The 26,208-nt window shown below is 65.5% G+C and carries 16 protein-coding genes and 3 pseudogenes; 11 read left to right on the plus strand and 8 right to left on the minus strand.

The genetic code is table 11. The annotated features are described in order from the left end of the window. Positions 1-35 precede the first annotated feature (35 nt). Genes ABZ260_RS00600 through ABZ260_RS00610 form a run of 3 tightly spaced genes read right to left on the minus strand, consistent with a single transcriptional unit; the run spans position 36 to position 5,869 of the window. Positions 36-3,338 (minus strand): hypothetical protein, encoded by a 3,303-nt coding sequence (locus ABZ260_RS00600; RefSeq protein WP_355610902.1) that lies wholly within the window; start codon positions 3,336-3,338, stop codon positions 36-38. After that, positions 3,335-4,588, minus strand: a complete 1,254-nt coding sequence (locus ABZ260_RS00605) for a hypothetical protein (protein WP_355610905.1) — start codon at positions 4,586-4,588, stop codon at positions 3,335-3,337. Before ABZ260_RS00605 ends, ABZ260_RS00600 begins: the two co-directional genes overlap by 4 nt. A 54-nt stretch (positions 4,589-4,642) precedes the next feature. Next, positions 4,643-5,869, minus strand: coding sequence for a helix-turn-helix domain-containing protein (locus ABZ260_RS00610; protein WP_355610908.1), 1,227 nt, complete (start codon positions 5,867-5,869; stop codon positions 4,643-4,645). A gap of 82 nt (positions 5,870-5,951) precedes the next feature. On the opposite strand from ABZ260_RS00610, the pseudogene ABZ260_RS00615 reads away from it, so the two are divergent. After that, a pseudogene (locus ABZ260_RS00615) lies at positions 5,952-6,658 on the plus strand (transposase); the annotation flags it as partial. An 85-nt stretch (positions 6,659-6,743) separates the two neighbouring features. Here ABZ260_RS00615 and ABZ260_RS00620 read toward each other — a convergent pair. Next, a pseudogene (locus ABZ260_RS00620) lies at positions 6,744-7,836 on the minus strand (IS3 family transposase); the annotation flags it as partial. 383 nt (positions 7,837-8,219) lie between these two features. Here ABZ260_RS00620 and ABZ260_RS00625 point away from each other — a divergent pair. Then, a complete protein-coding gene (locus ABZ260_RS00625) occupies positions 8,220-8,948 on the plus strand; it encodes a DUF3800 domain-containing protein (protein WP_355610911.1) in 729 nt (242 codons plus the stop codon). A 265-nt stretch (positions 8,949-9,213) separates the two neighbouring features. Here ABZ260_RS00625 and ABZ260_RS00630 read toward each other — a convergent pair. Then, a pseudogene (locus tag ABZ260_RS00630) lies at positions 9,214-9,348 on the minus strand (IS5/IS1182 family transposase); the annotation flags it as partial. Positions 9,349-9,714: 366 nt separating this feature from the next. On the opposite strand from ABZ260_RS00630, the gene ABZ260_RS00635 reads away from it, so the two are divergent. Further along, positions 9,715-10,950 (plus strand): DNA repair exonuclease, encoded by a 1,236-nt coding sequence (locus ABZ260_RS00635; RefSeq protein WP_355610914.1) that lies wholly within the window; start codon positions 9,715-9,717, stop codon positions 10,948-10,950. Continuing rightward, entirely contained in the window at positions 10,947-14,393 is a 3,447-nt protein-coding gene (locus ABZ260_RS00640; protein WP_355610917.1) for an AAA family ATPase, read from the plus strand. The genes ABZ260_RS00635 and ABZ260_RS00640 overlap by 4 nt, the downstream gene beginning before the upstream one ends. 489 nt (positions 14,394-14,882) lie before the next feature. On the opposite strand, the gene ABZ260_RS00645 is transcribed toward ABZ260_RS00640, so the two are convergent. Further along, positions 14,883-15,515, minus strand: coding sequence for a DUF2637 domain-containing protein (locus ABZ260_RS00645; protein WP_355610920.1), 633 nt, complete (start codon positions 15,513-15,515; stop codon positions 14,883-14,885). Positions 15,516-16,036: 521 nt separating this feature from the next. Then, entirely contained in the window at positions 16,037-16,174 is a 138-nt protein-coding gene (locus ABZ260_RS00650; RefSeq protein WP_355610922.1) for an integrase, read from the minus strand. Positions 16,175-16,186: 12 nt separating this feature from the next. Here ABZ260_RS00650 and ABZ260_RS00655 point away from each other — a divergent pair, with 12 nt between their 5' ends. After that, complete coding sequence (locus tag ABZ260_RS00655; protein WP_355611027.1) at positions 16,187-16,717, plus strand: DUF6879 family protein; 531 nt, start codon at positions 16,187-16,189, stop codon at positions 16,715-16,717. A 90-nt stretch (positions 16,718-16,807) separates the two neighbouring features. Further along, positions 16,808-17,701 carry a carbon-nitrogen hydrolase family protein gene (locus ABZ260_RS00660; RefSeq protein ID WP_355610925.1) on the plus strand — a complete coding sequence of 298 codons (894 nt, stop codon included), beginning with the start codon at positions 16,808-16,810 and terminating at the stop codon, positions 17,699-17,701. A 296-nt stretch (positions 17,702-17,997) separates the two neighbouring features. Here ABZ260_RS00660 and ABZ260_RS00665 read toward each other — a convergent pair whose 3' ends face one another. Continuing rightward, a complete protein-coding gene (locus tag ABZ260_RS00665; protein ID WP_355610928.1) occupies positions 17,998-19,035 on the minus strand; it encodes a LacI family DNA-binding transcriptional regulator in 1,038 nt (345 codons plus the stop codon). A gap of 124 nt (positions 19,036-19,159) precedes the next feature. Between ABZ260_RS00665 and ABZ260_RS00670 the strand changes: the two genes are divergently transcribed. Genes ABZ260_RS00670 through ABZ260_RS00690 form a run of 5 tightly spaced genes read left to right on the plus strand, consistent with a single transcriptional unit; the run spans position 19,160 to position 25,829 of the window. Beyond that, entirely contained in the window at positions 19,160-20,488 is a 1,329-nt protein-coding gene (locus ABZ260_RS00670) for an ABC transporter substrate-binding protein (protein ID WP_355610931.1), read from the plus strand. Further along, entirely contained in the window at positions 20,488-21,411 is a 924-nt protein-coding gene (locus tag ABZ260_RS00675) for a sugar ABC transporter permease (protein WP_355610934.1), read from the plus strand. Before ABZ260_RS00670 ends, ABZ260_RS00675 begins: the two co-directional genes overlap by 1 nt. After that, entirely contained in the window at positions 21,408-22,217 is an 810-nt protein-coding gene (locus tag ABZ260_RS00680; RefSeq protein WP_355610937.1) for a carbohydrate ABC transporter permease, read from the plus strand. The genes ABZ260_RS00675 and ABZ260_RS00680 overlap by 4 nt, the downstream gene beginning before the upstream one ends. A 3-nt stretch (positions 22,218-22,220) precedes the next feature. Further along, a complete protein-coding gene (locus ABZ260_RS00685) occupies positions 22,221-24,344 on the plus strand; it encodes a family 43 glycosylhydrolase (protein WP_355610940.1) in 2,124 nt (707 codons plus the stop codon). A gap of 3 nt (positions 24,345-24,347) precedes the next feature. Then, positions 24,348-25,829 (plus strand): alpha-N-arabinofuranosidase, encoded by a 1,482-nt coding sequence (locus ABZ260_RS00690; RefSeq protein ID WP_355610943.1) that lies wholly within the window; start codon positions 24,348-24,350, stop codon positions 25,827-25,829. Positions 25,830-26,208: the final 379 nt, after the last annotated feature.

Below are 26,208 nucleotides of genomic sequence, written 5' to 3' on the forward strand. Positions count from 1 at the left end.
CTCCGTCCCGGGGGAGACGAAGACAGGCTTGTAGTTCAGATGATGGCGCTGTCGAGGCCCGCGTACGTCAGGAATGCCTGTAGTGCCTGGCCGTAGAGCTCGTTCATCACCACGCGCTGTTCCGGGTTCCAGTCGGCGTGGATCTGTTTGATGATCGTGGCTAGGTCGGAGCTGAACTTCTTGTCGTGGATCGAGTGGTCCACGATGTGCAGCGTCATATCGGTCTCGCCTCGGCGGGCACGGCCCGCGAGCTGGATGAGCATGACCAACATGCCCGCCACGAGTTCCTTGCGGAGGTCGTGGTCCATGTTGGAGAACCGGGCTGGCGAACGCAGGATCTTGGAGAGCTGCCTCCAGGATGCCTCGCTGGCTGTCATGAGGGCGGCAAGGGGCTCATCACTCCCGCCTGGTGGGAGCGAATTGATACCGACGGCGTTGACGCTCGCGTGCAGCCAGTCAGTGTCTTCGATGCTTAGGACAGGGCGAACACACAGGTAGATGTCGCTGACCGCCGATCTGGTGCCGACCACAATATTGAGGCCCCGTCCGATGACCGCGAGGGGAGCGATCAGTATTTCTCCACGTTCGGGGAAGTCCTTCAACTCCTCCCGAACCATCCTGTCGACCTGCGCGGGGAGGTGCTCCTCGTAGCTTTGCTTCTCGGACTTCTTCACCAGGAGGCATACCCGGTGGCTAAGGCCGTCGGCCTGAGCCACCCCGGAGGCGAGATAGGCAGCCTGTTCATAGGAGTTGACGGCGAGGATGACGCGGGCCCGGTCTTTGTCCTTCCGCTCCAAGAAAGCCAACCGCCTGGCAAGCTGCTGCTCGTACAGACCCCTGCCGAGATCCCGGAGGGCGTTGGGTTTCCGTTCCGCTGGAAGGCCTCCGATCCTCATAGCATCACCGTTGTGCCCGCGGACGGGAGTAGGAACGGTGACGATGGATTCGGGGCGGGTGTCGGGCAGCCACCAGCGGACGGGGGCGTGGATGTGTTCCTGCACTGCCTGCGGGAGATAAGCGGTTGCGGATAGCCCCATGATCGGGCGTTGCACCCCGGCGGTCAGCAAGGAGGTGAGGCCCCCGAGTTCGGAGACGAAGGTGTGCGGATCGCCGCCGAAGGAGCGGGAGAGGAGTTCGGCTTCCCTCTCCTTGTTCTCCATTCCCTTGACCTGATAACCGTGGATGGATCGGCCCAGCATCGCCAGCGGGTAGAGAGTGACGACCATGCCGCTCCGCATGGTTTCGAGGATCTTGCGGACGGACCCGAGATCGAGATAGCGCAATGCCTGCGCCTGTTCCCGCAGATTATCCAAAGCAGTGTCGAGTTCTCGCAGCACGCTGCGGGTGACCAAGAGATTCACTGCGGCGGACCGCTTGTGCGCGTTCGGCACGATGTTCGCGAGGAGTTTACGCATTTCCTCGCGGGTCTCGGTGAGGTAGTCCTGACCGCGTTGTGCGGTAAGGATCGTGAGGGCAGTCTGAATGGCTTCCCAATCGGCCCCAGCGGGGAAGCCGGGACTCTCACCTGGCGAGGAGTCTTCGTACCAGCGTGCGGGCATGAGCTCGTCGAGGAGCAAGAAGAGTTCTGGGGGTATCTCTTCGGCTGAGGTCTCCTCCGGAAAGAGCAGTTGGAGGATTTCTCGGTCACGGGAGCGGGCCAGCCGCCAACCGGCGTTGTCACGGCTGGCCCCATCTGGGCCGTCCGTTTCGTTGCCCGGGTTCAGCTTCAATCCGCTATCGGAGCAGAGCCACAACAGCAGCATTTCCGCCATGAGCCTGGCATGGCTGACGGGGGACACCAGCTCCATCTCATGGGCGAGAGGGAGGTTCTTAGCGTCCTGATCGATCTCTCGGAGCGCGGTAGACCGCTTCCGGGACGCCAGGGTGATTTCGGAGGTACAGCGGCTGATGGCCTGCGTCTGGAAGGCGTCGATCTCATCAATGATGAGGGCATCGCAGGACCGCAGCGCCAGCTCCAGCACGCTCATGCCGCTGGTGCCGCGGGCCTTGCCGTGGAACTCCTGTCCGTCCATGACGACGCCGATGCGGGTGCGTCCTTCCAGGAGGTTAGCGTGGTTGGTGACGATCACGGCCGCGTCAGTCGCCTGGTAGAACTGCTGGAACTTGCCGCACACCGGTGCGAAAGAGCAGGTGTGACGGACAGAGCCGCTAGCTGCGGAGGTCAGTGAGGTGCAGTTCTCCTCACCATACGGATACAGGGTCGGCGGATCCATCAAGGCTCGCTGGGCGCAGCCCGCCGACAGTAAGCCGAGATCGGTCCTGGTCCGGAGATCCCACTGGTCTATCCGGCCAGACGGGCTGAGGGCCGCGTAGTCCATGGCCCGACGGTGCATGCTGGTCGGCGACATCAGCGGAGTGCAGTGCGCTGGACCAGCGAGCTTTTCGATCCGATGCAAGTAAGCGAGGTCCTTGTTAATGTCCCAGGCCATGTCCAGGGTGGCACGAACGTCGGTCACCGCGAGAGCGATCCGGATGTCGTTGAGAGCCGCCCACGATGCCAGAACCCTGACGAGTACCGTCTTGCCGCTTCCTGTGGGTGCATTCAGAACCTGAAGGTCTCCTGACGTCAAGTCGAGCTCAGTCAGTTCTCCTCGGGTGGTCTTCATGCCCTTGAAGAAGCGCTTGAGGGTCTGATGCAAATAGGCGACGCTCTTGTCCTGCTCGCTCAGTGTCTTGGCGACCTTGAGGAGGGACACGACCGACGGCGCCACCCGGTCCCGCTGCGGGCGGGTTCTCACCTGAGGCAATGCCTCGTGGCCGGGTGCTTCGAGGAAGCCAGGGTTTTCTGGGATGCGGATGATGCGGCTGGTCGTGCCGTGCTCTTTACCCAGGTAGGCGGTCCTGGTCTTGTAGGTTCCCGGACCCGCGAGTGCCTGGGCTTTAGGACGTTTGCCGAAGGTGAAGAACGGGCCGGTGACACGCTGTGCGTACGCGAGGTAGGCCCCTCCCACTCGGGGGATGACCGCGTCAGCCAAGTAGGGATCGCCTTCTGGTAGACGCAGAGAACCACCTGATTTGTCGGCCGGGGTCGGATCAGGGGCATGCGTACCGAGCAGGGCGAGAACTGCCACTTTGAGCTTCTTTGGATCCGTCCATTCCGGCGACATCAAGACCATCACCTGGCGTATGACGTCACGCTCCGTTGTCGGCAGGCTGCCCCATCCCGACCATGCCTGCGGCTTGCGGTGCGCGAAGAACGTGGCCTCCTCGAATCCCGCCAGGATGCGGTCCTCATTGTCCTTACGGGGGAAGTAGAGCGCCGCCAGCGCGAGTGCCCCCGCCAGACCCGCCTCGCGCCCCGTCATCTCCCCGCTCATACCTGGCCTTCCCTGACCCCGTTGACGATCATTTCCAGATAGGCGGTTGCAGTCATCGCCGCTTTCATCCCGTGCATGCGGCACACCATGTCGAGCTGCGCCACCTGCTCTTGCCGGTGATCAGGAACAACCAGATACTCCGCACCTCCCCCGTCACCGCCGTCGAGGTGGAGCTTGCTGACCAGATGATTCACCCACGTATAGTCCTTGAAGTCGGCGGGAAACCTCGGCTTCTCGCCGTCCTGGTGGGCGATCCATAGATCACACTGGTCCCCATTGGGCCACAGATGAGACGTCCAAGAAGTACCCTTCAGCGCATCTGCCACAGCCCGATGCAGGCTCAGTTCCGGCAAGCCCGGAACAACTGTGTACCGCCAGACGGGTCGCACGAGCGCCATGTAGTCCTCGACAGGCTTGGCCTCCGGCAAGCGCGGCACGGCACCCGTCCACAGGCGGGCGAACCGTCCCGACGGCACTCGGCACTCAAAGGTCGGACTCAGCTCAGGCGCCGTCTTCTTCCTGGAGGTCGTCACGAACTCGTAAGACGCCCCCGTCTCCTCATGCCAGTGATACAGGCACCGGACCCTACCGCGGGTACGTGCGCCCGAACGGGTGACCGTTACTTTCATCGGCCACCCACAGGCGGGACAGGGCCACCACCATCCGTTGTGCTGCGCGTACTGCGGGACCGGCTTGTAGAAGCCATTGGCGCGGGACGGCAATTTTAGATCGGTGAGTCCACCGACACGAACTATCGGATTCTCCACCAACGTGGTGCGGTGCCTCTCATAAAAGGGACCCTTGATCGCACTGAAGACGGCTTCCTGACTGTACTCGTCGTCGAGCTTGGGCTTCGTCACCTGACCGCTGAACCTCCCAACCTTCTCCGCGGCTCGGATAACGCGCTGAGCTTCGTGCCGAAAGTCGAAACCGTCCCCAGTAGCCACGCCTTCGCTGTCCAGAAGCCTCACACCCGTGAGAGCCTCGGTGTCAATCCAGTCGGGCAGCAGGCCCTCAAGGGAACCGGCTCGGTCACCGGTGAGCCTGCCCAGCAGTTCCTCGAACCGGATCAGATGCCCAGGCCCGCAAACCGCCATCAGGATGGCGTGGGCCTCGATCAGATGCCCCAGACGTTTCGGACCATCCAGATCCTTGCCAGCTATCGCGTGCTCGCATACGGCGAATGCTTTGACGATTTCCAGAAGGGAGTGGGTCTGCTGAATGTCGGTTGTGTCATCAGCTTGCGTCACGAGCCGGAACCCTATGCCAAGGCACCGACAAAAAGCGGAGAACCCCCGAAAGGATCAACGAGAGATCTCTTCGATGCCCTCAGTGTCAACTTCCGGATACATGGTCCGGTAAGCATCAAGATAGTCGATAATGTGACGCTTTCCGGAGTCGCTGAGGAACCACCGGTACGGTCCGTGAGTTACTCCATTCGGGTGGCGGAGCACTATGAACCCCCTGCTCGGAGTGCGTCCGTCAGGACTTTGCCCTACGGCCAGGTAGTGCGGTCCACGCCCGGCCAAGCTACCGTCCACACCCTGTTCACCAGCCCGCGCGACCCGGATCGTGATCTTCCACAACCATTGCGAAAGCAGCGGCGCGGGCGCCCCTGTTTCGCGAGGAACACCGAGACCCGCACGGGCGACAGCCCTGCCACGCCGGGTCATCTCCACCCGAGTACGTGGTACATCCCCTAGACCGTCGATGTAAACCCGGTCCCGATATGCCTTGATCAGATCGCGCCGCTCCAGCGCTGCCATTGAGGATCCGGCCCCCGGATCATGAACACCGGCTCGGCGCAACCGCTCTTGCAAAGTGGTGTACCCAACGATGTTGGGTGGGGCCGAGAGCGCCATAGTCATACGTCGCCATACAGCTGCCGACTGGCTCACCTCGCCGGCGTGCTGCTTGCGCCGCTGCTCCTTTTCTGCCTCCTGGTCCTGCGAGAAGATGCAGGTCAGATAAATGCGTTGCCGCTCGTTGAGGCTATGCCAAGCAGTCAGAGATTCGGTTGACTTCTGGTGAGGTCGTCGGGCAGGAAGTACCGGAAGGGGATCTTGTGGGCGGCTACGACGCCAGGCGTCCATCACCAAGCGATCAGGGACCCCGTACACCTGGACCAGCAACCGCACTACCTGCCCAAGAGTCTCCGGAGATCGCCATGTCCAGCCGCACACCTGCCTGCCCGACTCCAGGTCACGGATCTTCTCCGCACTGACATTCAACCCCTGCGCAGCTTGTTTACCTCGCAGCGCGGATGCGGTCTCCTCCGCGCTCATACCCGCGGCGCGCCGCAGGTCCGTGAGGGTCTCGGTTCCTTGCTCACGTCCAGTCAGATCTTGTGCATCACACCCCAATACCTTAAGCAGCCGCCCAAAGTAACGATCACCCACTGTCCGCGTTCCAGCCTCCCAGTAGCGGACGGCGCGCGAGGTAACGCCAACGGCCTCAGCCAACTCCGTCACACTCATGCCCACGAACTCGCGCTGACGCGCGAGAGCTTGGGACGAGATCGACTGCGCCATGTTCCTAGGAAAACGCAGCGAACTGTTCACTGCAACTGGCCGCCCTGCTACAACTCTGCCTGGCAGTCTGAGGTGCCTAGCAAATTCCGGAGCGCAGGTCGTGTGCCGAGACGGCTCCGGCGCCTAAGCCGAGGCGATCCGCCGCGCCCTCCCGCAAACGGTCCAAGCCGGTGATCGGTGGCACCTGTGGCACGGCCTTAGCAAGGTCGTCATGAAAGAGGTCGCCGCGCACAGCGCCTGCTGGGCCAAGGCCAGCCCGCCCTGATCGACCCTTACCGTGACCACCTGCGGCGCTGCCCTCCCCATCTTGCACCTGTTCACCGAGATCAAGCCCCTCGGCTACCCGGGCAGCTTCAACCTCCTGTATCGCTACATCACGTCGAAGGCGACGCCCGCCCATCTCGCCGCGCCACCTGGCCCGGCTCCCGCTCACCCGGCCCGGTAACCTCACCAGCAACCAACAGAACCTGCGTGACGAGCTCACCGCTGCCTGCCCCGGGATGATCGACTTGGCCGGGCTGGTGCGCCTTCGCTGACCTGCTCCGGCCGCGCGAGGGCAACGCCGACCGTCTCGACACGTGGATCACCGCCGCCCGCGCCGCCGATCTTCCTCACCTGCACGCCTTCACCCGCGGCCTCGACCAGGACCGCGATGCCGTCTGTGCGGCCGTCACCTTGCCCCACCACAACGGCGGCACCGAAGGCGTGAACACCAAGATCAAGCGCATCATGCGCCAGATGCACGGCTGCGCCGGTTTCGCACCACTCCGCCACCGCATCCTGTTGGGCTGGAGTTGCCCCGGTTCGGTAGGCACATCAGGGCTTTCGGCCACGCGGCAGCATAGCTGTCTTCGCGGATGGGCTTGAGGGCTTGGCGTCGTTCGTATTCGGCGGGGCTGAGCTGTCCGTTCGCGGAGTGACGGCGGCGTGGGTTATAGAAGCCCTCGATGTAGGCGAACACCGCACGCTCGGCCTCTGACCTGGTATGGAAGGTGCGTCGGTCGATCAGCTCGCACTCCAGGGAGGCGAAGAAGCTCTCGGTGATGGCGTTATCGAAGCAGGTGCCGGTGCGGCCGGTCGAGGGACGCACGCCGGCCTGCTCACAGCGCCGGCCGAAGGCGAGCGAGGTATATCGACCGCCCTTATCGCTGTGATGAATGACCCCGGCATCGGGGCGACGCTGAGCGATCGCCATCGCCAGCGCGTCGGTGACCAGCTCGGTGCGCATGTGCTCGGCCATCGCCCAACCGACGATTCTGCGGGAGAAGACGTCCAAGACGACCGCGAGGTAGAGGAAGCCTTACCAGGTCGGCACGTACGTGATGTCGGCGGTCCAGATCCGGTTCGGCCGCGGTGAACTTCCGGTGTACCAGGTCACCGGCCGCGACCGCTTGCCGGTCGGTGTTGGTGGTGCGGCAACCCTCACGGCGGCTCACCCCGGCCAGCCCGGCAGCGCATCAACCGGGCCACCCGCTTGCGCCCAATATGAATGCCATCGATCTCGCGGAGATCAGCGTGGATCCGTGGCGCCCCATAGATCTCACCAGAGACCGCATGGTGATGGCGAATCTTCACCGTGAGCTGCGTATCCTCCACAGCTCGGCGTGAGGGCCCGTGCTTGGCCCAGGCGTAGTAGCCCTGGCGCGACACACCCAGCACCCGGGCCAGCAGGGAGACACCATGGTGGTCTTTCTCCGCATGAATCAGCCGGAATCTCATCTCGGCCGATCCGTCTCCCGCGCGAAGAAAACCGCGGCCTTACGCAAGATCTCCTTCTCCTCCCGGAGAAGCTTGACCTCGCGGCGCAGCCGGGCCAGTTCGTCCTTCTCGGCACTGGTCAGGCCATCGGAGCGGCGGCCGTCATCATGGTCGGCCTGGCGCACCCAGAGGCGGATCGACTGCGCAGAGGGCTCGAACTCCTTGGCGAGCTCCTCCGGTGACCGTCCCGCGCGCACCAGCTCCACCATCTGCCGACGAAACTCCGGCGGATAGTTGTTCGGCACAGTGAACTCCTGCTTCCGGGAACCAGGATTCCTCAGAGATCAGGTGTCCAGCAAACCGGGTCAACTCCACTGTCTTGCTGGACCCGTCGGCTTACATGCCGCATCGTCGCATGGGCCTACGACATTTCAGGGGTCATGGCGTCGAGGCCACCATCGGCCCGGGCAGCGTCGTCCTGAACTCCCGCCACCGCACCGAGGGTCTTCTCCTGCTCCCAGCACGCCGGGTCCTGGCCCAAGCCAAGGCCCCGTGGCCGGCTCACACGATCACGGCCGTGACAGCGGGCAAGACACGATCGGCAGATCACAGGAAGTCGACGACTCATCAGGCCATCCGTATGCTCAGCCCCGTGCTGCTGGCTTACACCGACGAAAGCTATAACAAGGCGTTCCACTTCATCACGGCACTGCTCGTTCCAGGGCAGGCGGCGACCTCCCTGACGACCGCCTTGGACGGAGTGGTTGCGGCCGCATGGGAGATGCACAGTTCCCTGCCAATGGATGCCGAGCTTCACGCCCACGAGATGTTCCACCGAAAAGGCCCCTGGGCCAAGTTCACCGTGCCCGAACTCGTCAAGATCTACGGTCTGGCCCTGGATGCGATCGCCGTGCACGACGTGGCGATCATTATCCGCGGTGTCGACAAGATCGGCCTTGAGGAGAGATACTCCCAGCCCGATCCACCGCACGGCGTAGTCCTAACGCACTTGCTGGAGCGCATCGACAACTACGCCACCGAGCGGGGCGAGTACGCACTGATGATCGCTGACGAGGTTGACGGCCAAGCCCGCTATCGCAGCGATCTGGCCTGGTATCGAGCCAACGGGACATGGGGATACAGGGCGCAGAAGATCGCACGGGTGGTGGACACGATCCACTTCGCGCCGTCCTCAGCAAGTCGTCTGCTCCAGGCGGCGGATCTTGTCGCGTTTCTTCATCAACGATGCCAACGCAAAGAAAAGGACCCGCGCGCACAGCAGGCCAACGAAGAGCTCTGGGCGCGAATCACCAGCAAGATCCACCACCAGATGTGTTGGTATCCCGTCCCGGCACGGTCGGTTCCATCCACTGACATTTAGTTCGCGCGGGTGATCGCGCCGATGCGCCAGGGATCGAGACTGACCCGGCGCAGTGCCTTGAAGGTGACGGTGAGCGGGGCATTCGCGCGTTCGCCGATCAGTGAGCCTGCGACCGTTGTTCCTCGTGACCGGGATGTGGACGGTCGCTGCGGCGCCTTCGTAGCCGAGGTCAGCCAGGGCCCGGACCGCGGCCAACAGGGATGATCTGGTGGGCGCGGGCGCAGGTCACGTAGTGCTCGCAGCCGGACCGTACGTCGGAGACCTACAGCGGCCGGCCGTCGGGAGCGGAGATGACCTGGATGTTTCCGCCGTGGTGCTTGTGCTTGCCGGACCACCACAGGTCCGCGCCGTTGAGGCCGGGCGTGGCCACGCGTTCAGTGGCGATGACGATGCCATCGAGCCAGAACCGAATAATGGCACCCTTCACCCGGCCCGCCCTCCCAGGCCCATCAGCAAGCTCCTGGCCTGCTGGGCGACCCAGCAGGCGGTCGGAATGCGTCCGGCCCAGCGACGAGCAGTCTCCCGCTTCTACTTGATCAAAGCACCGTCTAGTACGTTCCTATACCTTGATCATTTAGTGTGCCTTCCCGGAGATTGGTTTCGTGCGCTCGCCTTCGCAGGACCAGCACGCCCTCCACATGGTTTTCGCCACACATTTCACCTAATCGCGCCAGATTGGAACGTACCCATCAATTTTCCCTATCGCCCCACCTTCACCTTACGTACACGCCATCATCAAAGGATCAACCGGTTCGGAGGAGAACGCGTGAAACTGATCCACGCCGCCGATCTTCACATCGACAGCCCCCTCCGCGGCCTGTCGGTCTATGAGGGCGCACCGGCCGAAGACCTTCGCACCGCCTCCCGGCGGGCGCTGGAGAACCTCGTCCAGCTTGCGATCTCAGAGTCGGTCGATGGTGTTCTCCTCGCCGGTGACATCTATGACGGCGACTGGCCTGACTTCCAGACCGGGCTGTTCTTCGGCAAGCAGATGTCCCTGCTGCGCGCGGAGGGCATCGACGTCTACCTCGTTTCGGGGAATCACGACGCGCAGAACAAGATGACTCGGCGACTCCCGCTGCCGGACAACGTCCACATGCTTGACGTCGAGGAGCCGGAGACCGTGCGCAACGAGAAAATCGGGCTGGCCGTGCACGGACAGGGTTTCCCCCGTTGGGACATCACCGACAATCTCGCCCTCGGTTATCCCCCGCCCTGTCGGGACCTCTTTAACGTTGGGCTGCTGCATACTGCGCTAAACGGCCGTGACGGCCACGACAAGTACGCACCCTGCACCGTGGATCACCTCATGGGCAAGGGATACGACTACTGGGCGCTCGGTCACGTACACAACCGCGAGGTCGTCCAGGAGGACCCGTGGATCGTCTTCCCCGGTAACATCCAGGGCCGCCACGCTCGAGAGACCGGCCCGAAGGGCTGCACCCTGGTCACGGTCGGCGCCGACCTACGCGTGCGCTCCGCCGTCCACCACGACCTGGACGTGGCACGCTGGGAGCATCTACGCATCGACGTCTCCGGGGCCGGAGATGTCGATGCCGTCGCAGATCTGGTGCAGTCCCGGCTCGCAGGCTTGCCCTCCGGCAAGCTGCAGGCCGTACGGGTCAGCCTCTTCGGTCCTTGCAACGCCCACCTCCAACTGTGGAACGGACGGCATCAGTTCGTCAACGAGATCCGTTCACTCGCAAACGACCTCGGTGACCTGTGGGTGGAGAAGGTACGCATCGAGACCCAGCTACCCGACATGCCCGACGAAGGCACCATAGGACTGCTCGTCGGCCTCCGGCGCACAGCGGCGGCGCTTCGCTCGGACACCGATGCTCTGCACCGGATGGTCACCGAGGATCCTCTCTACCCCCAGCTACCGCCGGAGGTGAACAACCAGGACGGCATCCATCCCGGAGATCCGGAGTGGCTGCGGCGTCTCGGCGACGACGCCATCGATCTGCTGGAATCCATGCTCGTGGAGGGACGGACCCGATGAGAGTCGACCGGCTGGACCTGATCGCGTTCGGCCCCTTCAGCGGGATGATGTTGGATCTGTCCGCACCCGGCATCCACCTGATCGCCGGGCCGAACGAGGCTGGCAAGTCGACAGCGCTGCACGCGTTCGACCAGCTCCTCTACGGCATCGACGAGCGATCGCGCTACGACTTCGTCCATGACAAGACCGCGCTGCGGCTCGGCGCGCTGGTGCGGGGCACAGAGGGCGCCGCATTGGAGTTCATCAGGGTCAAGGCGCGCAAGACGCCGCTCCGCCGCATCGACGGAGAGCCGCTGGACCAGTCGGTGCTGAATGCGATCCTGGGCGGCATCGACCGATCGACCTTCACGTCGGTGTTCGCTTTGAGCAGTGCCGAGCTGCGGCGGGGAGGTGAGGCGCTGGCGCGCGGAGGCGGGGACTTCAAGCAAGCGCTGGCCGCCACCCAGTCTGGGGGCCGCCTGTCCGACGCCTTACGCACGATCGAGGAGCGTCTGGGCGAGCTGTACAAGCGACGTGGCCAGAACCCTCGGATCAACGTCCTCCTGACCGAGTTGAAGCAGGCGCAAAACCGGGTCCGTGCGGCAACTCTGCGCCCGCAGGAGTACCTCGACAGGGAGAAGAAGGTCAAGGACGCCGAGCAAGCCCTGAACACCCTCAGCAAGGAACTCGAACAGTTCAGGACCGAGCAATCCCGTTTCGAACGGCTCGTCGGGGCGCTACCGGCGCTCAACCGCCAAACCGCCCTGCTGGCCGACCTCAAGGATCTGGAGGCAGCCGGGCCGATCGTCCCTGCGGAAATCGTGGTACGCCTTCCCAAGATGCGCGAGGACCTGCGGCTGGCGGAGAGCAAACTGGCTGACACTCGGCGGCGCCTCGACGATGTCGCGGGCGAACTGAACGAACTGGTCGTCGACGACGATCTCCTCTCCGCGCAGGACGCGATCGACACCCTCTATCAGGACCGCAAGGCGGCTCTGGAAGCTGCCGAACGGCTCACGAACTCCTCCGACACCGTCACGGGTCTCCGTGATCAGGCGCTCTCAACCCTTACCCAGATCCATGTGAGCGCGACATTGGACGACACCGACCTGTACACGGTGCCCACGTCGGTGCAGAGACGTATCCAAGACCTGCACGCCCAGCGCACCGTCATCGACGCGGACCTGGCGCGAGACCTTAAGGCGGTAGACCACCGCCGGCGCAAGCTGGAGGCGACGGAGAAACGGCTCAGCGAGCTTGCCGCGCTCGAAGATACGAAGCCACTTCACGCTGCGCTCAACGCCGTCCCCCAAGACCTGCTCACCCGCATGGCCGCTGCCGACGAAGACGTCCGGCGTCTGGACAGCATCGTCGAGCGGCTCCTGCTGGAGCTGCGAATCCCGGCGCAGCATGTCGACGCGATGACCGTGCCCACCAGGACTGAGATCGACGAGCACGTCGAGGCACGCAAGGACCTGAAGCGGGACGGGCGCGAGCTGGTCAAGCAGCGGAAGGCACTGATCGCCAAGCTGGATGACAAGCGCCTGAACCTGGTGGCTCTTCTGAGCGATGATCCACCTCCCACCGAAGCGGAGCTCGCGGAGGCCAGGTCCGTCCGGTATGAGCTTTGGCTCGAGATCCGCGACGGGCAGCACGACCGGGCAGGAGAATTCGAGCTGGCCCTCGACCGTACCGATCAAATCGCCGACCGGATGCGTCGGGACGCGTCCCGGATCGCCGACCGCTACCGGTTGGAACTCGAGATCGGCCATGGCGAAAAGGCGCTGACCGCGCTCGACGAGGAGCAGGCCAGCCAGGACAATCGCGCCGACCACTTGAACGCAGAGTGGGACTGCCTGTGGGAAGGGTTCCTGGGGCCTGTGCCCAAGCCCAGTGCCGCCGCATCCGCGCTGGACGGTGTCGAGAAACTCCGCGAAAGCCTCAGGGATCTGGGTAACGCCCGGGCTCGCCTCTCCTCCTCGCGTGAGCAAGCAGCCTTGCACATCGCACGGCTCCGTGAAGTGCTGAGGTCGCCGGAGGGGATCCCGTCCTTGGGGGCTGAGAACGCCTTGGCAGAACTTCCCGAACTGCGCGAAATCGCCGAGCAGCGACTGGCTGAGCAGGACGAGCTGGCACGTGCGCACGACGCGTATGAAGGTCAGCTCATCGCGGCCCGCGAGGAGCTGACCGCCGCCGAAGCCGAAGTCGCCAATCACGAACGGAGCCTGGCCGATTGGGAGACCGCTTGGCACAAGCTGCTCGAGCAGGCCAAACTGCCGACGGATCGGGACACCGCCACCGCCCTCACCGATCTGGAACGGCTCGGGCAGATCGCCATCTGGGTATCGAATGCGGCCAAAAACGAGCGTGACTCTGAGAAGGCTGCCACCGCACTTGACCGGTTCCACTCACTGCTTGCGGCAACCGTCTCCGCATGCGGTCGTGCGATGCCGGGCGACGAGATCGAGCGTCACCAGCTTGTGGGCAGTCTTTACAGGGCGGCGGAAAGGAACCGTTCCACTGCGGACCGACGAGCCGTTCTTCTTGACGACCAGGCCAAGCTAAGTACTGTGGCCCGTGGCCTTGAGGAGGGTCTCGCGGGGTTGCGGGCCGAACTCGCGCAACTGTGTGAAAGGGCCGGGGTAGACAGCATCGAGGCACTGAGCGAAGCCGTCCAGCGGAGTGAATCCCACAGGAATCGGAAGGCAAGCCTCGCGGATGTCACCGCAGCGCTTCCGGCTGACGCCGAAACGCTCAAGGCGGAGATCCCCGATGTCGACGAGGACCAACTCAAGGCCCGGCTTCTCACAGTCACCGATCACGTCACCGACCTCGACAACCAACGGACCCGCCAGTCCCAACTACTCGGTGAGAAGAAGACGGAGTTCGCCCGTTTTGATGGTTCCGCCACCGCCACGCAGGCGGCCGCAAGTGTGGAGACCACCGCGGCCGCGCTTCTGGAGGAGAGCGAGGAGTACCTCCGCCTGCAGGTTGCGCGGAACATCATCCTGTCCTGCATGGAGGAGTATCGGCAGGCACAGCAGGACCCAGTGCTTACGCGGGCAAGCCTGCTGTTCGAGCATTTGACGCTCGGCGGCTTTAGCGGGCTGGAACTGGACGAGGACGGGGACTCACCGATCGTGCTGGCAAGACGCGGTTCTGAGCTGTTGACCGCCGACCGGCTCAGTGAGGGTACCCGTGACCAGCTCTACCTGGCGCTGCGGCTGGCTTCTTTGGAGCGTTACGCCGAGGAGGATCGCGCATTTCCGTTCATCGTCGACGACATCTTCATGACATTCGATGACCAACGAACCCGTGCCGCCTTAGAAGTGTTGGACGAGATGTCGGACCGATTCCAAACCATCGTCTTCACCCACCACGACCACCTGGCCGAGCTCGCTCAGGCAGAGCTTCCCAGTGACCGTGTGCACGTCCACCGACTGCCGCGGTTTGTACCACTTTGACCGCGAGCGACTGACCAGCCTCGGTAACTCACAGAGCCCGGCTGGATCGCTCACTGCGGCCACGCCCCCACGTGACCTGTTCGCAGGGTCAGCACGCACGAGATGGGCGGCACGCAGGAGCGTGCAGCCGACCGGGCTGCCCTCACCTGCCTGCTGATGCCGGGATCATCCCAATGATCACACCTGCGATCTCCTCGGGCTTGAGAGCGATACAGGTCGTTCTGCGCCGCCCCCCACGCACAGCACCCTTAACTCCACCGAATTCCGCAATGGATGAGCGACTCCGTGCGCTGGCCCATCCAATCGGAACCCTGACACGGACGGATGAGTAGTAGTTCACTTCCCTCTCCACCAGGGCGGTGGAGAGGGAAATGCGGACCTACCCATCGTGGTCTTCGCTGATGGCAGGCGAGAACGACACCTGCACATCTCAGCGATTGGCGCCCTTTACGCCCCGCCCCCATACGTGGGGCTCAAGGGCATGAGGTCCTACGCATCGGGCGCCTCGTTCGTTTCCACAGCGGTGGACTGCGTCCTTTCCTTTTCTACCTCAGCAATGATCTCTTCCGCTTCGCGCTGTTCCAGTCCCCACCGGCGCATCAGTGGGCGCCGACCGATGCGCTGCTTACCCTCGCCAAGGCTGTCGATGTAGCTGAGCCGTGCCGCTTCATGCCGGTCGAAAGGCAGCATCGGCACCACCCGTTCCACCTCGACCACGGTCTCCATGGGCTGGCACACGTGCTCTCGCGCCCCGACCGACTCCAAGGGTCGCCGATTGTTGCGTACGATCCACATCAGTAGCTCGTACGCGCCCGCGAAGGCCAGCGGTGCCAGAGCGCTGACCAGGCGCGACCCGAGTCCGCCGGACCAGCCGTGCGCCACGTTCGCCGCCAGCGTCACCGCCCCGCCCAAGGCGAGCGCCACCCACGCCAGCACCGGCACACGTAGCCGACGACGCGAGCAGTAGACCATCACCAGCGACGCCATGACGATCACACCGTCGGACATCGCCGGATACAGAATGGCCATGTCGTGCCGCTCACCCAGAGCGATCGCCAGACCGTAGAAGTGGTGGTACGAGACGTAGGCGGCCGCGCCGGCGACCGCCAGCAGGACAGCCACCGCAAATCCCAAGATGATCCGGTCCCCGTACCGATCGCGCTGAGTACGCTCGACCCAAGCCCCTTCGACCGGAACCACCTCCCCGGCGATTTCTGGTGTCGAGGGGCGGCGCACGGCCTGGCTTCCGGGTTGATCAGGTTGCTGGGATGCAGGAAGGGGTTCGGTGCTGCGATCACCGAGCTCCTGCCCCCTTACCACCGCTGCCCTGAGCGCAGTTGAGATCGTCTGCTGAGGATCCTGAACTGGCGATTGCTGGGCTTCCCCGGCATGGGCGTGTGCCGCGAGGTAGGACCTAATCTCGTTGAGGTGGGTGTGGGCACCACCCTCTCTCTGCGCGCCTATTCCGGGCATGAGAGGTCCAGCCACGGAGCGTCGGTGCTGCTCAGGAGATGGGCGAACGGTTCAAGTCCCCCCTCGGACACCCAGGAGACCCCGAGTTTGTGCAGGTCACAAGCTCGGGGCTTTCTTATTTTCGCCACCAGAACGAGCCGTGATACTGCTCTGATACTTCCCGGCCTTGATCAGCCGTTACCGCCCATGATCGCGGCGAACCTCTCGACGGCTTCACGCTGGATCGTCGGGAGGCAGTGCGAGTAGATGTCGAGCGTGATGCTCACCGTCGAGTGCCCGAGACGCTCGCTCACGATCTTCGGGTTCACGCCGGCAATCAGCTGCCGGCCGGACGGACGCTTGAACGACTCCTCGCCGACTGCCGGCTCTCCGCCGTGCACCTTGAGATGCGCGACGTGTACACCCTGAACGATCCCAAGTTCGATGCCTGGCAGGCGGGCCACCGCATCGATCTCGACGACCGTTCCTCATGGTGGCGCCCGTGGCTCCAGAACATCGTGAACACGGTTGCTCGCAGTGTGGAAGACCGACGGGCGCGGATCGTCTCCGAGCCGGTCAGCAGCTACATCAGGTACGAGTACGACATCACCGTGCCCAATCTCCGGGCCGGCGAGCAGGTTCGTTGGCTTCCCCGCCGTAGGGCAACCGACCTGGCCTTGCCCGGCAACGACTTCTGGTCGTTCGACGACGCCGAGGTCACCGTCGAACTCGTCTCCGGCCACCTCACGATCACACAGCCCCACGAGATCGCCCTGTATGCCGGGGCGTTCGCCGAGTTGGCCGCCCTGGCGGTGTATGGCAAAGTCGCTCGCGCCTTGATCACCAAGGCGATCCAAGCCGTGGATGGCTAATAGCGCCCGATGGCGCGCTGCCATTTGAAGGCGCGGTAGAGCAGATCATGAGTCGTGGCCGTCGTTCGCCTCCTGTCGTATCGTCCTGGGATGGCGAGGACATTGCGGCTGGCGGTCGCGCAAACCACGGTGCCTGAGGATCCGATCGATCCGAGAACGCTACGGGCGAGTGGGGCGGAAGTGCGCAGCCTGATGAGGGAGGCCGCCGCGGCCGGTGCGCGACTGGTGCAGTTCCCGGAAGGGGCGATCACATATCCGAGCAAGCACGTGATGTCTTCCGGCCCGCCTGGAACGCTGGCAGCGGCGGACTGGAGCCGCATCCCTTGGGACGTGCTGCGCGAGGAGGCCGAGTCGATCGCGAGCCTGGCCGGAGAGCTTCGCCTCTGGGTGGCCTTCGGCTCGATCCACCCACTGACCCCGCCGAACCGTCCGCATAACAGCCTGTATGTGGTCAGCGACCAGGGGCACCTGATTGCACGGTATGACAAGCGATTCTTGTCGAACACCGAGATTTCTTTCATGTATTCGCCCGGTTCGTCGCCGATCGTCTTCGAGATCGACGGGATCCGGTTCGGGTGCGCTTTGTGCATCGAAGCGGAGTTTCCCGAGGTGTTCGCTGAGTACGAGCGACTGAATGTGCACTGCGTGCTGCTGTCGGTGATGGTCGACGACGCGGCCCGAGCGGTTGTCGCACAGGCATACGGCAGGCTGTACGACTACTGGCTCGGGTACTCCATCCCGGCCCAGTTCAGCGCAACTGTGCCCGCAGGGATCGTCGCACCCGGCGGTCGCTGGCTGGCGCGCTGCCCGGGGGACGGCCGGCCAGCGTTAGCCGTGGCCGATCTCGACCTGGACGCGACAGATGAGGATATCGATGTGTCCGTTCGCCTCGCCCGGCCATGGCGTCGCCTGGCACGCGCGGGGCTCTATGACGACCGGATGGTGCTGGGGGATCCTCGGAGCGAGACACGTACGGCGTTCTGATCGGGCGACCGCGACACTCGGCGAAAGGCTTCGGCACAACAGCAATCCGATGTACGTTCCCGGTCACGGCACCAGAGAGAAGCCGCCTGTCCTGATTCTGGGCGTGATACTGCCGCCTATGTATCCGGGCGTTCTTGCATGCACATGCCAGAGATCGAAAACGGCTTTAGAGCAGCTCGCGGCGTGTTTCTAGGTATCCGGATGCTCCCCGATGTCCCCGGGTGCCGAGAGTTCAAGTCCCCCCTCGGACACGTATCCTTTGCACATGTGGAGGCCGGGTTGAACCCGAGCCTCCACTAGAGCGTTCGGGAATGCCCTTTCCCGGGCAAATCCGTGCTCTCCCGAAATACCAGTCGATGCGGCACGCACACCTCGTGTGCCTTGTCCGTCCCGCCGCTCAGCCGCTCGGCCAGCAGGTCCACCGCCGACTGCGCGATCAGCGCCTTGTCGGGCGCCACGGTCGACAGTGTGGGCGTGGCGAACCGGCCGTCCTGGATATCGTCGAACCCCATCACCATCACGTCGCCCGGCACCTCGTACCCTCGCTTGAGCAGTGTCCGCAGGGCGCCCAGCGCGAGCGTGTCGTTGAAGCAGAAGACCGCGTCCGGCGCGCCGGAGTCGAGCAGGCGGCTCATGGCCTCGGCGCCGTCGGCGCGCCCCCAGCGTGCGACCGGCGCGACCAGTGACGGGTCGGCGGGGACGTCGGCCTCGACGAGCGCCTGCTGGTAGCCCTTCAGCCGCAGGCGGCCCGTCGCGGCGGCGGCCGTGCGCTGCACGCCGATGGCGGCGATCCTGCGCCTGCCGCGCTCGGCCAGGTGCAGGGTGGCCGCCCGCGCGGCGGCCACGTTGTCGATGCCGACGTGATCGTACGGCGAGCGGCCCGTCCCGATGCGCTCCCCGAGCAGCACCATCGGCGTACGCTCGTCGCGCCCGGCCAGGTCCTTGCCCGTGAGCGCGAGCGGGCTGAACAGCAGCCCGTCGATGAGGTGGTCGCGGATCCCGGAGATCACCACGCGTTCCTTGGCCCGGTCGCCCTGGGTCTGGTCGATGAGCACGGTCCAGCCTCGCCGGTCGGCCGCCTCGATGACGTTCGTGGCCAGTTCGGCGAAGTAGGGGTTGTCCAGGTCGGGCACCGCCAGCGCGACCACGCCGGAGCGGCCCGCGCGCAGGCTGCGCGCCGACAGGTTCGGCCGGTAGGAGAGCTCTGCTACCGCCGCCTCCACCCGGGCGCGTGTCTCGTCACTGACATGGGGATAGTCGTTGACCACGTTGGACACGGTCTTGATCGACACCCCGGCCAGCTCAGCGACGTCCTTCAGCCTCGGCCGCACCATGCCCCCTTCGCCATCGGAACCCTACCCGGTTTACAACGATGTAACGAACTGGCGCCAGGCAATTTACAACGTTGGAACCAACGATGTAAAACGTCCGTAACCTCATGGGCAGGAGTGATCTGGCATGTCCCTCGACAACCTCTCCAGGCGGCACGCACTGGGCCTGGGCCTCGGCGCGCTGGTCATCGGCGCCGCGGGCTGCGGCGGAGGCGGCGGCCCCAAGCAGGCGCAGGCGCCGGCCAGCACGGCGGCGCCCACCGAATACACCGGCCCCTCGGTCTCGCTGAAGTTCTGGAACGGCTTCACCGGCGGCGACGGCCCGGTCATGAAGAAGCTGGTGGACCAGTTCAACGCCGAGCACCAGAACATCAAGGTGTCGATGAACGTCTACAAGTGGGAGGACTACTACGCGAAGGTCCCCGCGGCCGTCTCCGCAGGTCAAGGACCTGACCTCGGCATCATGCACGTCGACAGCGTCGCCACCAACGCGGCACGGCAGGTGGTCCTGCCCCTCGACGACGTGGCCAACGCGCTCAGCCTCACCGAGGCGGACTTCTCCCCGCCGGTCTGGCAGGCCGGCGTCTACAAGGGCGCGCGCTACTCGATCCCGCTCGACGTGCACCCGCTCGGCATGTTCTACAACAAGACGGTCATGAAGCAGGCCGGGCTCGACCCGGAGCAGCCGCCCAAGACCGGCGAGGAGTACATCGCGGCGCTGGAGGCGCTGAAGAAGGCGGACATCCAGGGGCACTGGGTCACGCCGTTCCCGTTCACCGGAAGCATGCAGTTCGGGACGCTGCTCTACCAGAACGGCGGCCAGCTCTTCGCCGACGACGCCGGCGTCTCGCGCTTCGCCGAGGACCCCGGCGTGCAGGCCCTGACCTGGCTCGTCGACCTCGTCAACCAGGGCTACAGCCCCAAGAACGTCGGCCAGGACGCCGACTTCATCGCCCTGCAGAACGGCAAGGCCGCGTTCAACTGGAACGGCATCTGGTCCATCAACACGCTCAAGGAGATCGAGAACCTGGAGTGGGGTGTCGCGCCGCTCCCGCAGATCGGGTCGACGCCGGCGGCGTGGGCGGGCTCGCACCAGTTCGTGGTGTTCAAGCAGCGCACGCCCGACCAGGACAAGCTGGCCGCGGCCAAGGTGTTCATCAACTGGATCAGCGGCCACTCGCTGGACTGGGCCAAGGGCGGCCAGGTGCCGGCACGCAAGTCGATCCGCGACGGCGCGGAGTTCGCGGCGCTGAAGGAGCAGGCCACGATCGGCACCCAGATCGACTACCTGTACTTCCTGCCGTCGGTGGCGGGCATCGGGGACGCCTCCGCGGTCGTCGACCAGGCGATCAACGCGGCGATCCTGCTCAAGAAGAGCCCCAAGGACGCGCTCACGGAGGCCGCCGCCAAGGCCGACAAGATCCTTGAGGCCAACCGGAAGAAGTACGGCGCCTGATGGTCGCGATCTCGGCGAAGGGGGCGGCCGAAGAGACGTCGGGGCGGGACGTGCGCGTTCCCCGATCGGGCAAGGCGACGCCGTACCTGTTCCTGGCGCCGTACCTGATCTTGTTCTCCGTGTTCGTGGTGGCCCCGGCCCTGTTCGGGATCTGGGTAAGCCTGCACGACTGGGACTACATGCTCGACGGCAAGCCGTTCGTCGGCCTGGACAACTACACGGCGCTGTTCGACGACCAGTCGCCCGTCTACGGCGACTTCTGGATGTCGATGCGGGCGACCGGGATCTTCACCCTGTTCAGCGTGCCGTTCCTGGTCGTGCTGCCGCTCGGGGTGGCGTTGCTGCTCAACCGGCCCTTCCGGGGCAGGACGCTGTTCCGGGGGCTGTTCTTCGCGCCGTTCGTGCTGGGCGTGGCGGTGGTGTGCCTGATGTGGCGGCTGCTGCTCGACCCGAACCTCGGCCTGGTCGGCTGGATACTCGGCACGCCGATCCCCTGGACCACCGCGACGCCGTGGGCCTGGATCGCGCTGGTCGGGGTGACGGTCTGGTGGACGATCGGGTTCAACGCGGTGATCTACCTGGCCGGGATGCAGGACATCCCGCGCGAGCTGTACGACGCGGCGAAGGTGGACGGCGCGGGGCGGTGGGGCGAGTTCGCCCACGTCACGCTGCCGGGGCTGCGGCCCGTCGCGCTGTTCGTGGTGACGACGACGATCCTGGCCTCGGCGAACATGTTCGGGCAGTCGTACCTGCTGACCCAGGGGGCGCCGGGCGGGGAGACGCGGACCGCGATCATGTACATCCTCCAGCAGGGGCTCAGGGAGTACAAGATGGGCGGCGCCTCGGCCATGAGCTACCTGCTCACGCTGCTGCTGATCCTGGTCAGCGTGGTCAACTTCCGGCTGTTCAGGACCCGGTCATGAAGCGCTACACGGGCCTGGTGGCCCTCGCCGTGCTGTTCGTGGGGCCGCTGGTGTGGGCCTTGGGCGTGTCGTTCAAGACGCAGACCGAGGCCACCCGGGTGCCGCCCACGCTGCTGCCCGCCGAGCCGACGACGTCCGCGTACGGGACGGTCTTCCAGGGCACCACGGACACGCCGGTGCTGCGCTGGTTCGCCAACAGTCTCATCGCCGCCACCGGGCACATGCTGCTGGTGCTCGCGGTGTCGTCGCTGGCCGCGTACGCGCTGGCCAGGCTGGAGTTCCGCGGTAAGAAGCTGATGTTCGGGATGATCGTCGGCACGCTGCTGGTGCCGGGGTTCGTCTTCCTCATCCCGCAGTTCCTGATCGTCGACCAGCTCGGCTGGCTGGACAGCCTGACGGCGCTCATCGTGCCGGGGGCGGCGGGCGCGTTCGGGGTGTTCTTCCTGCGGCAGTTCTTCCTCGGGCTGCCGCGTGAGCTGGACGAGGCCGCGCTGATGGAGGGCGCCAACCACTGGCACATCTTCTGGCGGATCACGCTGCCGCTGTCGCGGCCCGCGCTGGCCACGCTGGCCGTGCTGAGCTTCCTGTCCAACTGGAACGAGTTCATCTGGCCCATCTACGTCATCTTCAGTCCCGAGTACTTCACGCTGCCGCCGGGCCTGTCGATCCTGCAGGGCGCGTACACGATCCACTATCCGGTGATCATGGCGGGCGCGGCGCTGGCCAGCATCCCCGTCCTGATCCTCTTCAGTCTGACCCAGCGATACGTCATCGAAGGCATCTCTCGTAGTGGCCTGAAAGGCTGACCCATGCACTTGGCTGTCGTTGCCACGCTGATCCTCTCCCTCTTCACCAATCCGGTCTCCAACTCCTTCTCCGACACGTTCGCCGACCCGGCGGTGATCCGCGGGCAGGACGGCTACTGGTACTCCTACGGCACGTCGGACCCGCTGCGCGAGGGCGAGAAGGTCATGCACACGCTGCCGATCGCCCGCTCCAGCGACCTGGTCAACTGGACCTACGTGGGCGACGCGTTCGGGCCGGACAACCTGCCGTCGTACGCGGCGCCGGGCAGTCTGTTCTGGGCACCGGACATCCGTTACCTCGACGGCCGGTACGTCATGTACTTCACCGTCACCGACACCGCCACCACGCCCGCCAACTGGGACTACTCGATCGGCGCCGCCACGGCACCCACGCCGACCGGGCCGTGGACGCACATCGACGCCCCGGTCGTCGCCCCGCGTCCCTCGGGCAACTCGTACTGGAACACGATCGACCCCTCGCAGTTCACCGACATGGACGGGCGCAAGTACCTGTACTTCGGCGGGTACTTCGGCGGCGTGTGGGTGACCGAGCTGTCCGCCGACGGGCTGCACGCCACCGGGCAGCCGCAGCAGGTGGCGATCGACAACAAGTTCGAGGGCGCGTACGTGGTGCGCCACGACGACTACTACTACCTGCTCGCCTCCTCGGCGAACTGCTGCGCCGGGCCGACCACCGGCTACTCGGTGCTGGCCGGGCGCTCGACCAGCCCGCGCGGGCCGTTCGTCGACCGCGAGGGCGTGCCGCTGCTGGCCTCGCGCGCCGGTGGCACCCCTGTCCTGGCCCAGAACGGCAACCGCTTCATCGGCACCGGCCACCACGCCCAGCTCACCGACCTTTCCGGTCAGGACTGGATGCTCTACCACGCCATCGATCGAAGCGACCCGTTCCTGGACGAGCCGTACGGGATCAACGAGCGGCCCATGCTGCTGGACCGGCTGGACTGGATCGACGGCTGGCCGACCGTGCGTGCGGGGGCCGGGCCGTCCGAGCAGTCTCGGGAGAGGCCGGTGACCCGCGGGGTCGTGGACGATCGGTTCGCGGGCGATCTGTCGGGCTGGCGGAACACGGCCGGCTGGACCGTACAGGATGGATATGTCCGTGGCCAGGGCACGCTCATCAGCCGCAAGTCGCTCGGCGGGGACGTCCGCGTCGAGACCGACCTCAAGACGGACAAGTCCGCCGGGATTCGCATCGGCGGCACGACCGCGGTCGTCTCACGCGACGGGTTGACGCTTACCTCGGGCAGCGCGTCCCGTACGGTGGCGCTCCCCGGAGGGGTCGCGACCTGGCACAACCTGGCCGTCACCGTCAAGGGACGGACGATCACCGCCGAGGTGACCGAGGCTCGGCTCCGTGACCCGAAGGCGAGCGTCACCGTCACGGGCAACGCGAACGGCACGATCGGGCTGGTCTCCGACGGGGGCGCCGACTTCGACAACGTCTCCGCCGCCCCGCTGTTCAAGGCCGTCACCAAGGTGGCGCCGCCGCCGCGTACGGGCAGGCTGCTGGACGCCGACGAGTTCAACGGGCCGCTCGACTCCCGCTGGACCTGGGTGCGGCAGGACGCTGCGGCCAAGATCGAGGAGGGCGTGCTGCGCTGGCCCGTCCAGGGCGCCGACCTGGTCGGGGCCGACAACAAGGCGTCGGTGCTGCTGCGCGAGGCCCCCAAGGGCGACTACGTCGTGGAGACCAAAGTCACGCTCGACCTGGGCGAGGACACCGTACGCAACTATCAGCAGGCCGGGCTGGTCGCCTACGCCTCCGACGACGACTTCGCCCGCCTTTCCCAGGTCGCCATCTGGAACACCCGCCAGGTCGAGTACGGCCGCGAGCTGACCTTCGCCGACCGCCTGTCCTACGGCGGCAACATCGTCGGCCCGCCTGCCAAGACCACCTGGCTGCGGCTGGCGCACCACGTGGACCCGGCCAACGGGGAGCACGAGTTCCGCGCCGGATCCAGCCGCGACGGCAAGACCTGGACCTGGGGCGGCGTGTGGACCTTCCCCAAGGACACGGCCGTGCGCATCGGCCTGGTCGCCCACGGAGGGGCCCAGCCGGCCGTCAACGCCGACTTCGACTACGTACGCGTCTACCGAGGAGCCTGACCTGTGCCGCAAGCACACCTGACCCTTGACCCCTCTTTCCGCATCGCCCCCGTCAACCGGCGCCTGTTCGGCTCGTTCGTCGAGCACATGGGCCGGTGTGTCTACACCGGCATCTACGAACCGGGCCACCCGGCGGCGGACGACAACGGCTTCCGCACCGACGTGCTGGAGCTGACCCGCGAGATGGGCGTGAGCGTGGTCCGCTACCCGGGAGGCAACTTCGTCTCCGGCTACCGCTGGGAGGACGGCGTCGGCCCCGACCGGCCCTCCCGGCTGGACCTGGCCTGGCGGCAGATCGAGACGAACGCGTTCGGGCTCAACGAGTTCATGACCTGGACCCGGGCCGCCGGGGTGGAGCCGATGATGGCCGTCAACCTCGGCACCCGGGGCATCCAGGAGGCCTGTGACCTGCTCGAATACACCAACCACCCCTCGGGTACGCAGTGGTCGGACCTGCGGGTCACACACGGAGTGACCGACCCGTACGGGATCAAGCTCTGGTGTCTCGGCAACGAGATGGACGGACCCTGGCAGATCGGCCACAAGACCGCGCACGAGTACGGACGGCTCGCGAACGAGACCGCCAAGGCCATGCGGCTCGTCGACCCCGACATCGAGCTGGTGCTGTGCGGCAGCTCCAACAGCGGGATGCCGACGTTCGGCGCGTGGGAGGCCACCGTGCTCGAACACGCCTACGACGCGGTCGACTACCTGTCGCTGCACAACTACTACGAGGAGAACGGCGACCTGCCCGGCTTCCTCTGCAGCGCCGTGGACATGGACCGCTACATCTCGGCCATCGTGGCCACGGCCGACCACATCGGAACGAAACTCCGGCGCAAGAAGAAGATCAACCTATCCTTCGACGAGTGGAACGTCTGGTACCAGAGCCGGTTCACCGGGCGCGAGCGCTCGCCGTTCCAGGAGGCGCCGGAGCTGATCGAGGACACCTTCACCGCCGCCGACGCCGTGGTGGTGGGGGACTTCCTGATCACGCTGCTGCGGCACGCCGACCGGGTGAGCATCGCCTGCCAGGCTCAGCTCGCCAACATCATCGCGCCGATCAGGACCGAGCCCGGCGGCCCGGCCTGGCGTCAGACGATCTTCCACCCGTTCGCGCTGACGGCCCGGCACGCGCGCGGCACCGTGCTGCGGGTGGAGCCGTTCGGGCCGCTCCTGGAGACCGAACGGTACGGCGAGGCGCCCGCGCTGTCGGCGGTGGCCACCGTCGACGGGTCCCAGGTGGCGCTGTTCGCCGTCAACCGGTCGCCCGACCAGGACCTCGACCTCACCGCCCGGCTCCCGGCGGCGGTCAGGCCGGTGTCGGCCTCGGTGATCGCCGCCGGGGACGACCCGCACCGGGTGGAGGCCCTTCCGCAGCCGCTGACCGTACAGGCTGACGGTGACCGGCTGACGGCGCGGTTGCCCGCCGCCTCGTGGACGATGATCCTTGCGGAGTGCGAAAATTTGCGCGATCAGCAATAATTTGTAGACCCGAGGCATGACCGGGCTACGCGAACGCAAGAAGCAGGAGACCCGGGACGCTCTGTCGAGGCCGCGGTCCAGCTCGCGCTGGAGCACGGCCTCGACAACGTCCGGGTCGAGGACATAGCGGTGATCACCACGACGCAGGTCGCCGTCGGCCACTGGCTGCGCGTCGAGCCGCCGGTGCCGCTCGCCCCCTTGATCGAAGAGGCGCTGCGGCGGCTCGCGGGAGGTCTGCAGTGATCGTAGATGTCGTCATCGCAGTTGGAGGGCCCAACGGGCTTACGCGCGCTTGAGACGTTCCTCAGCCACAGCCTTGCGATCGAGCTCTTCCTGGATCCATCCGGCGACGAGCACCGGGTTGGCCCCCGCTTCAAGG

The organism is Streptosporangium sp. NPDC006013 (assembly GCF_040614275.1).
GTDB lineage: Bacteria > Actinomycetota > Actinomycetes > Streptosporangiales > Streptosporangiaceae > Streptosporangium.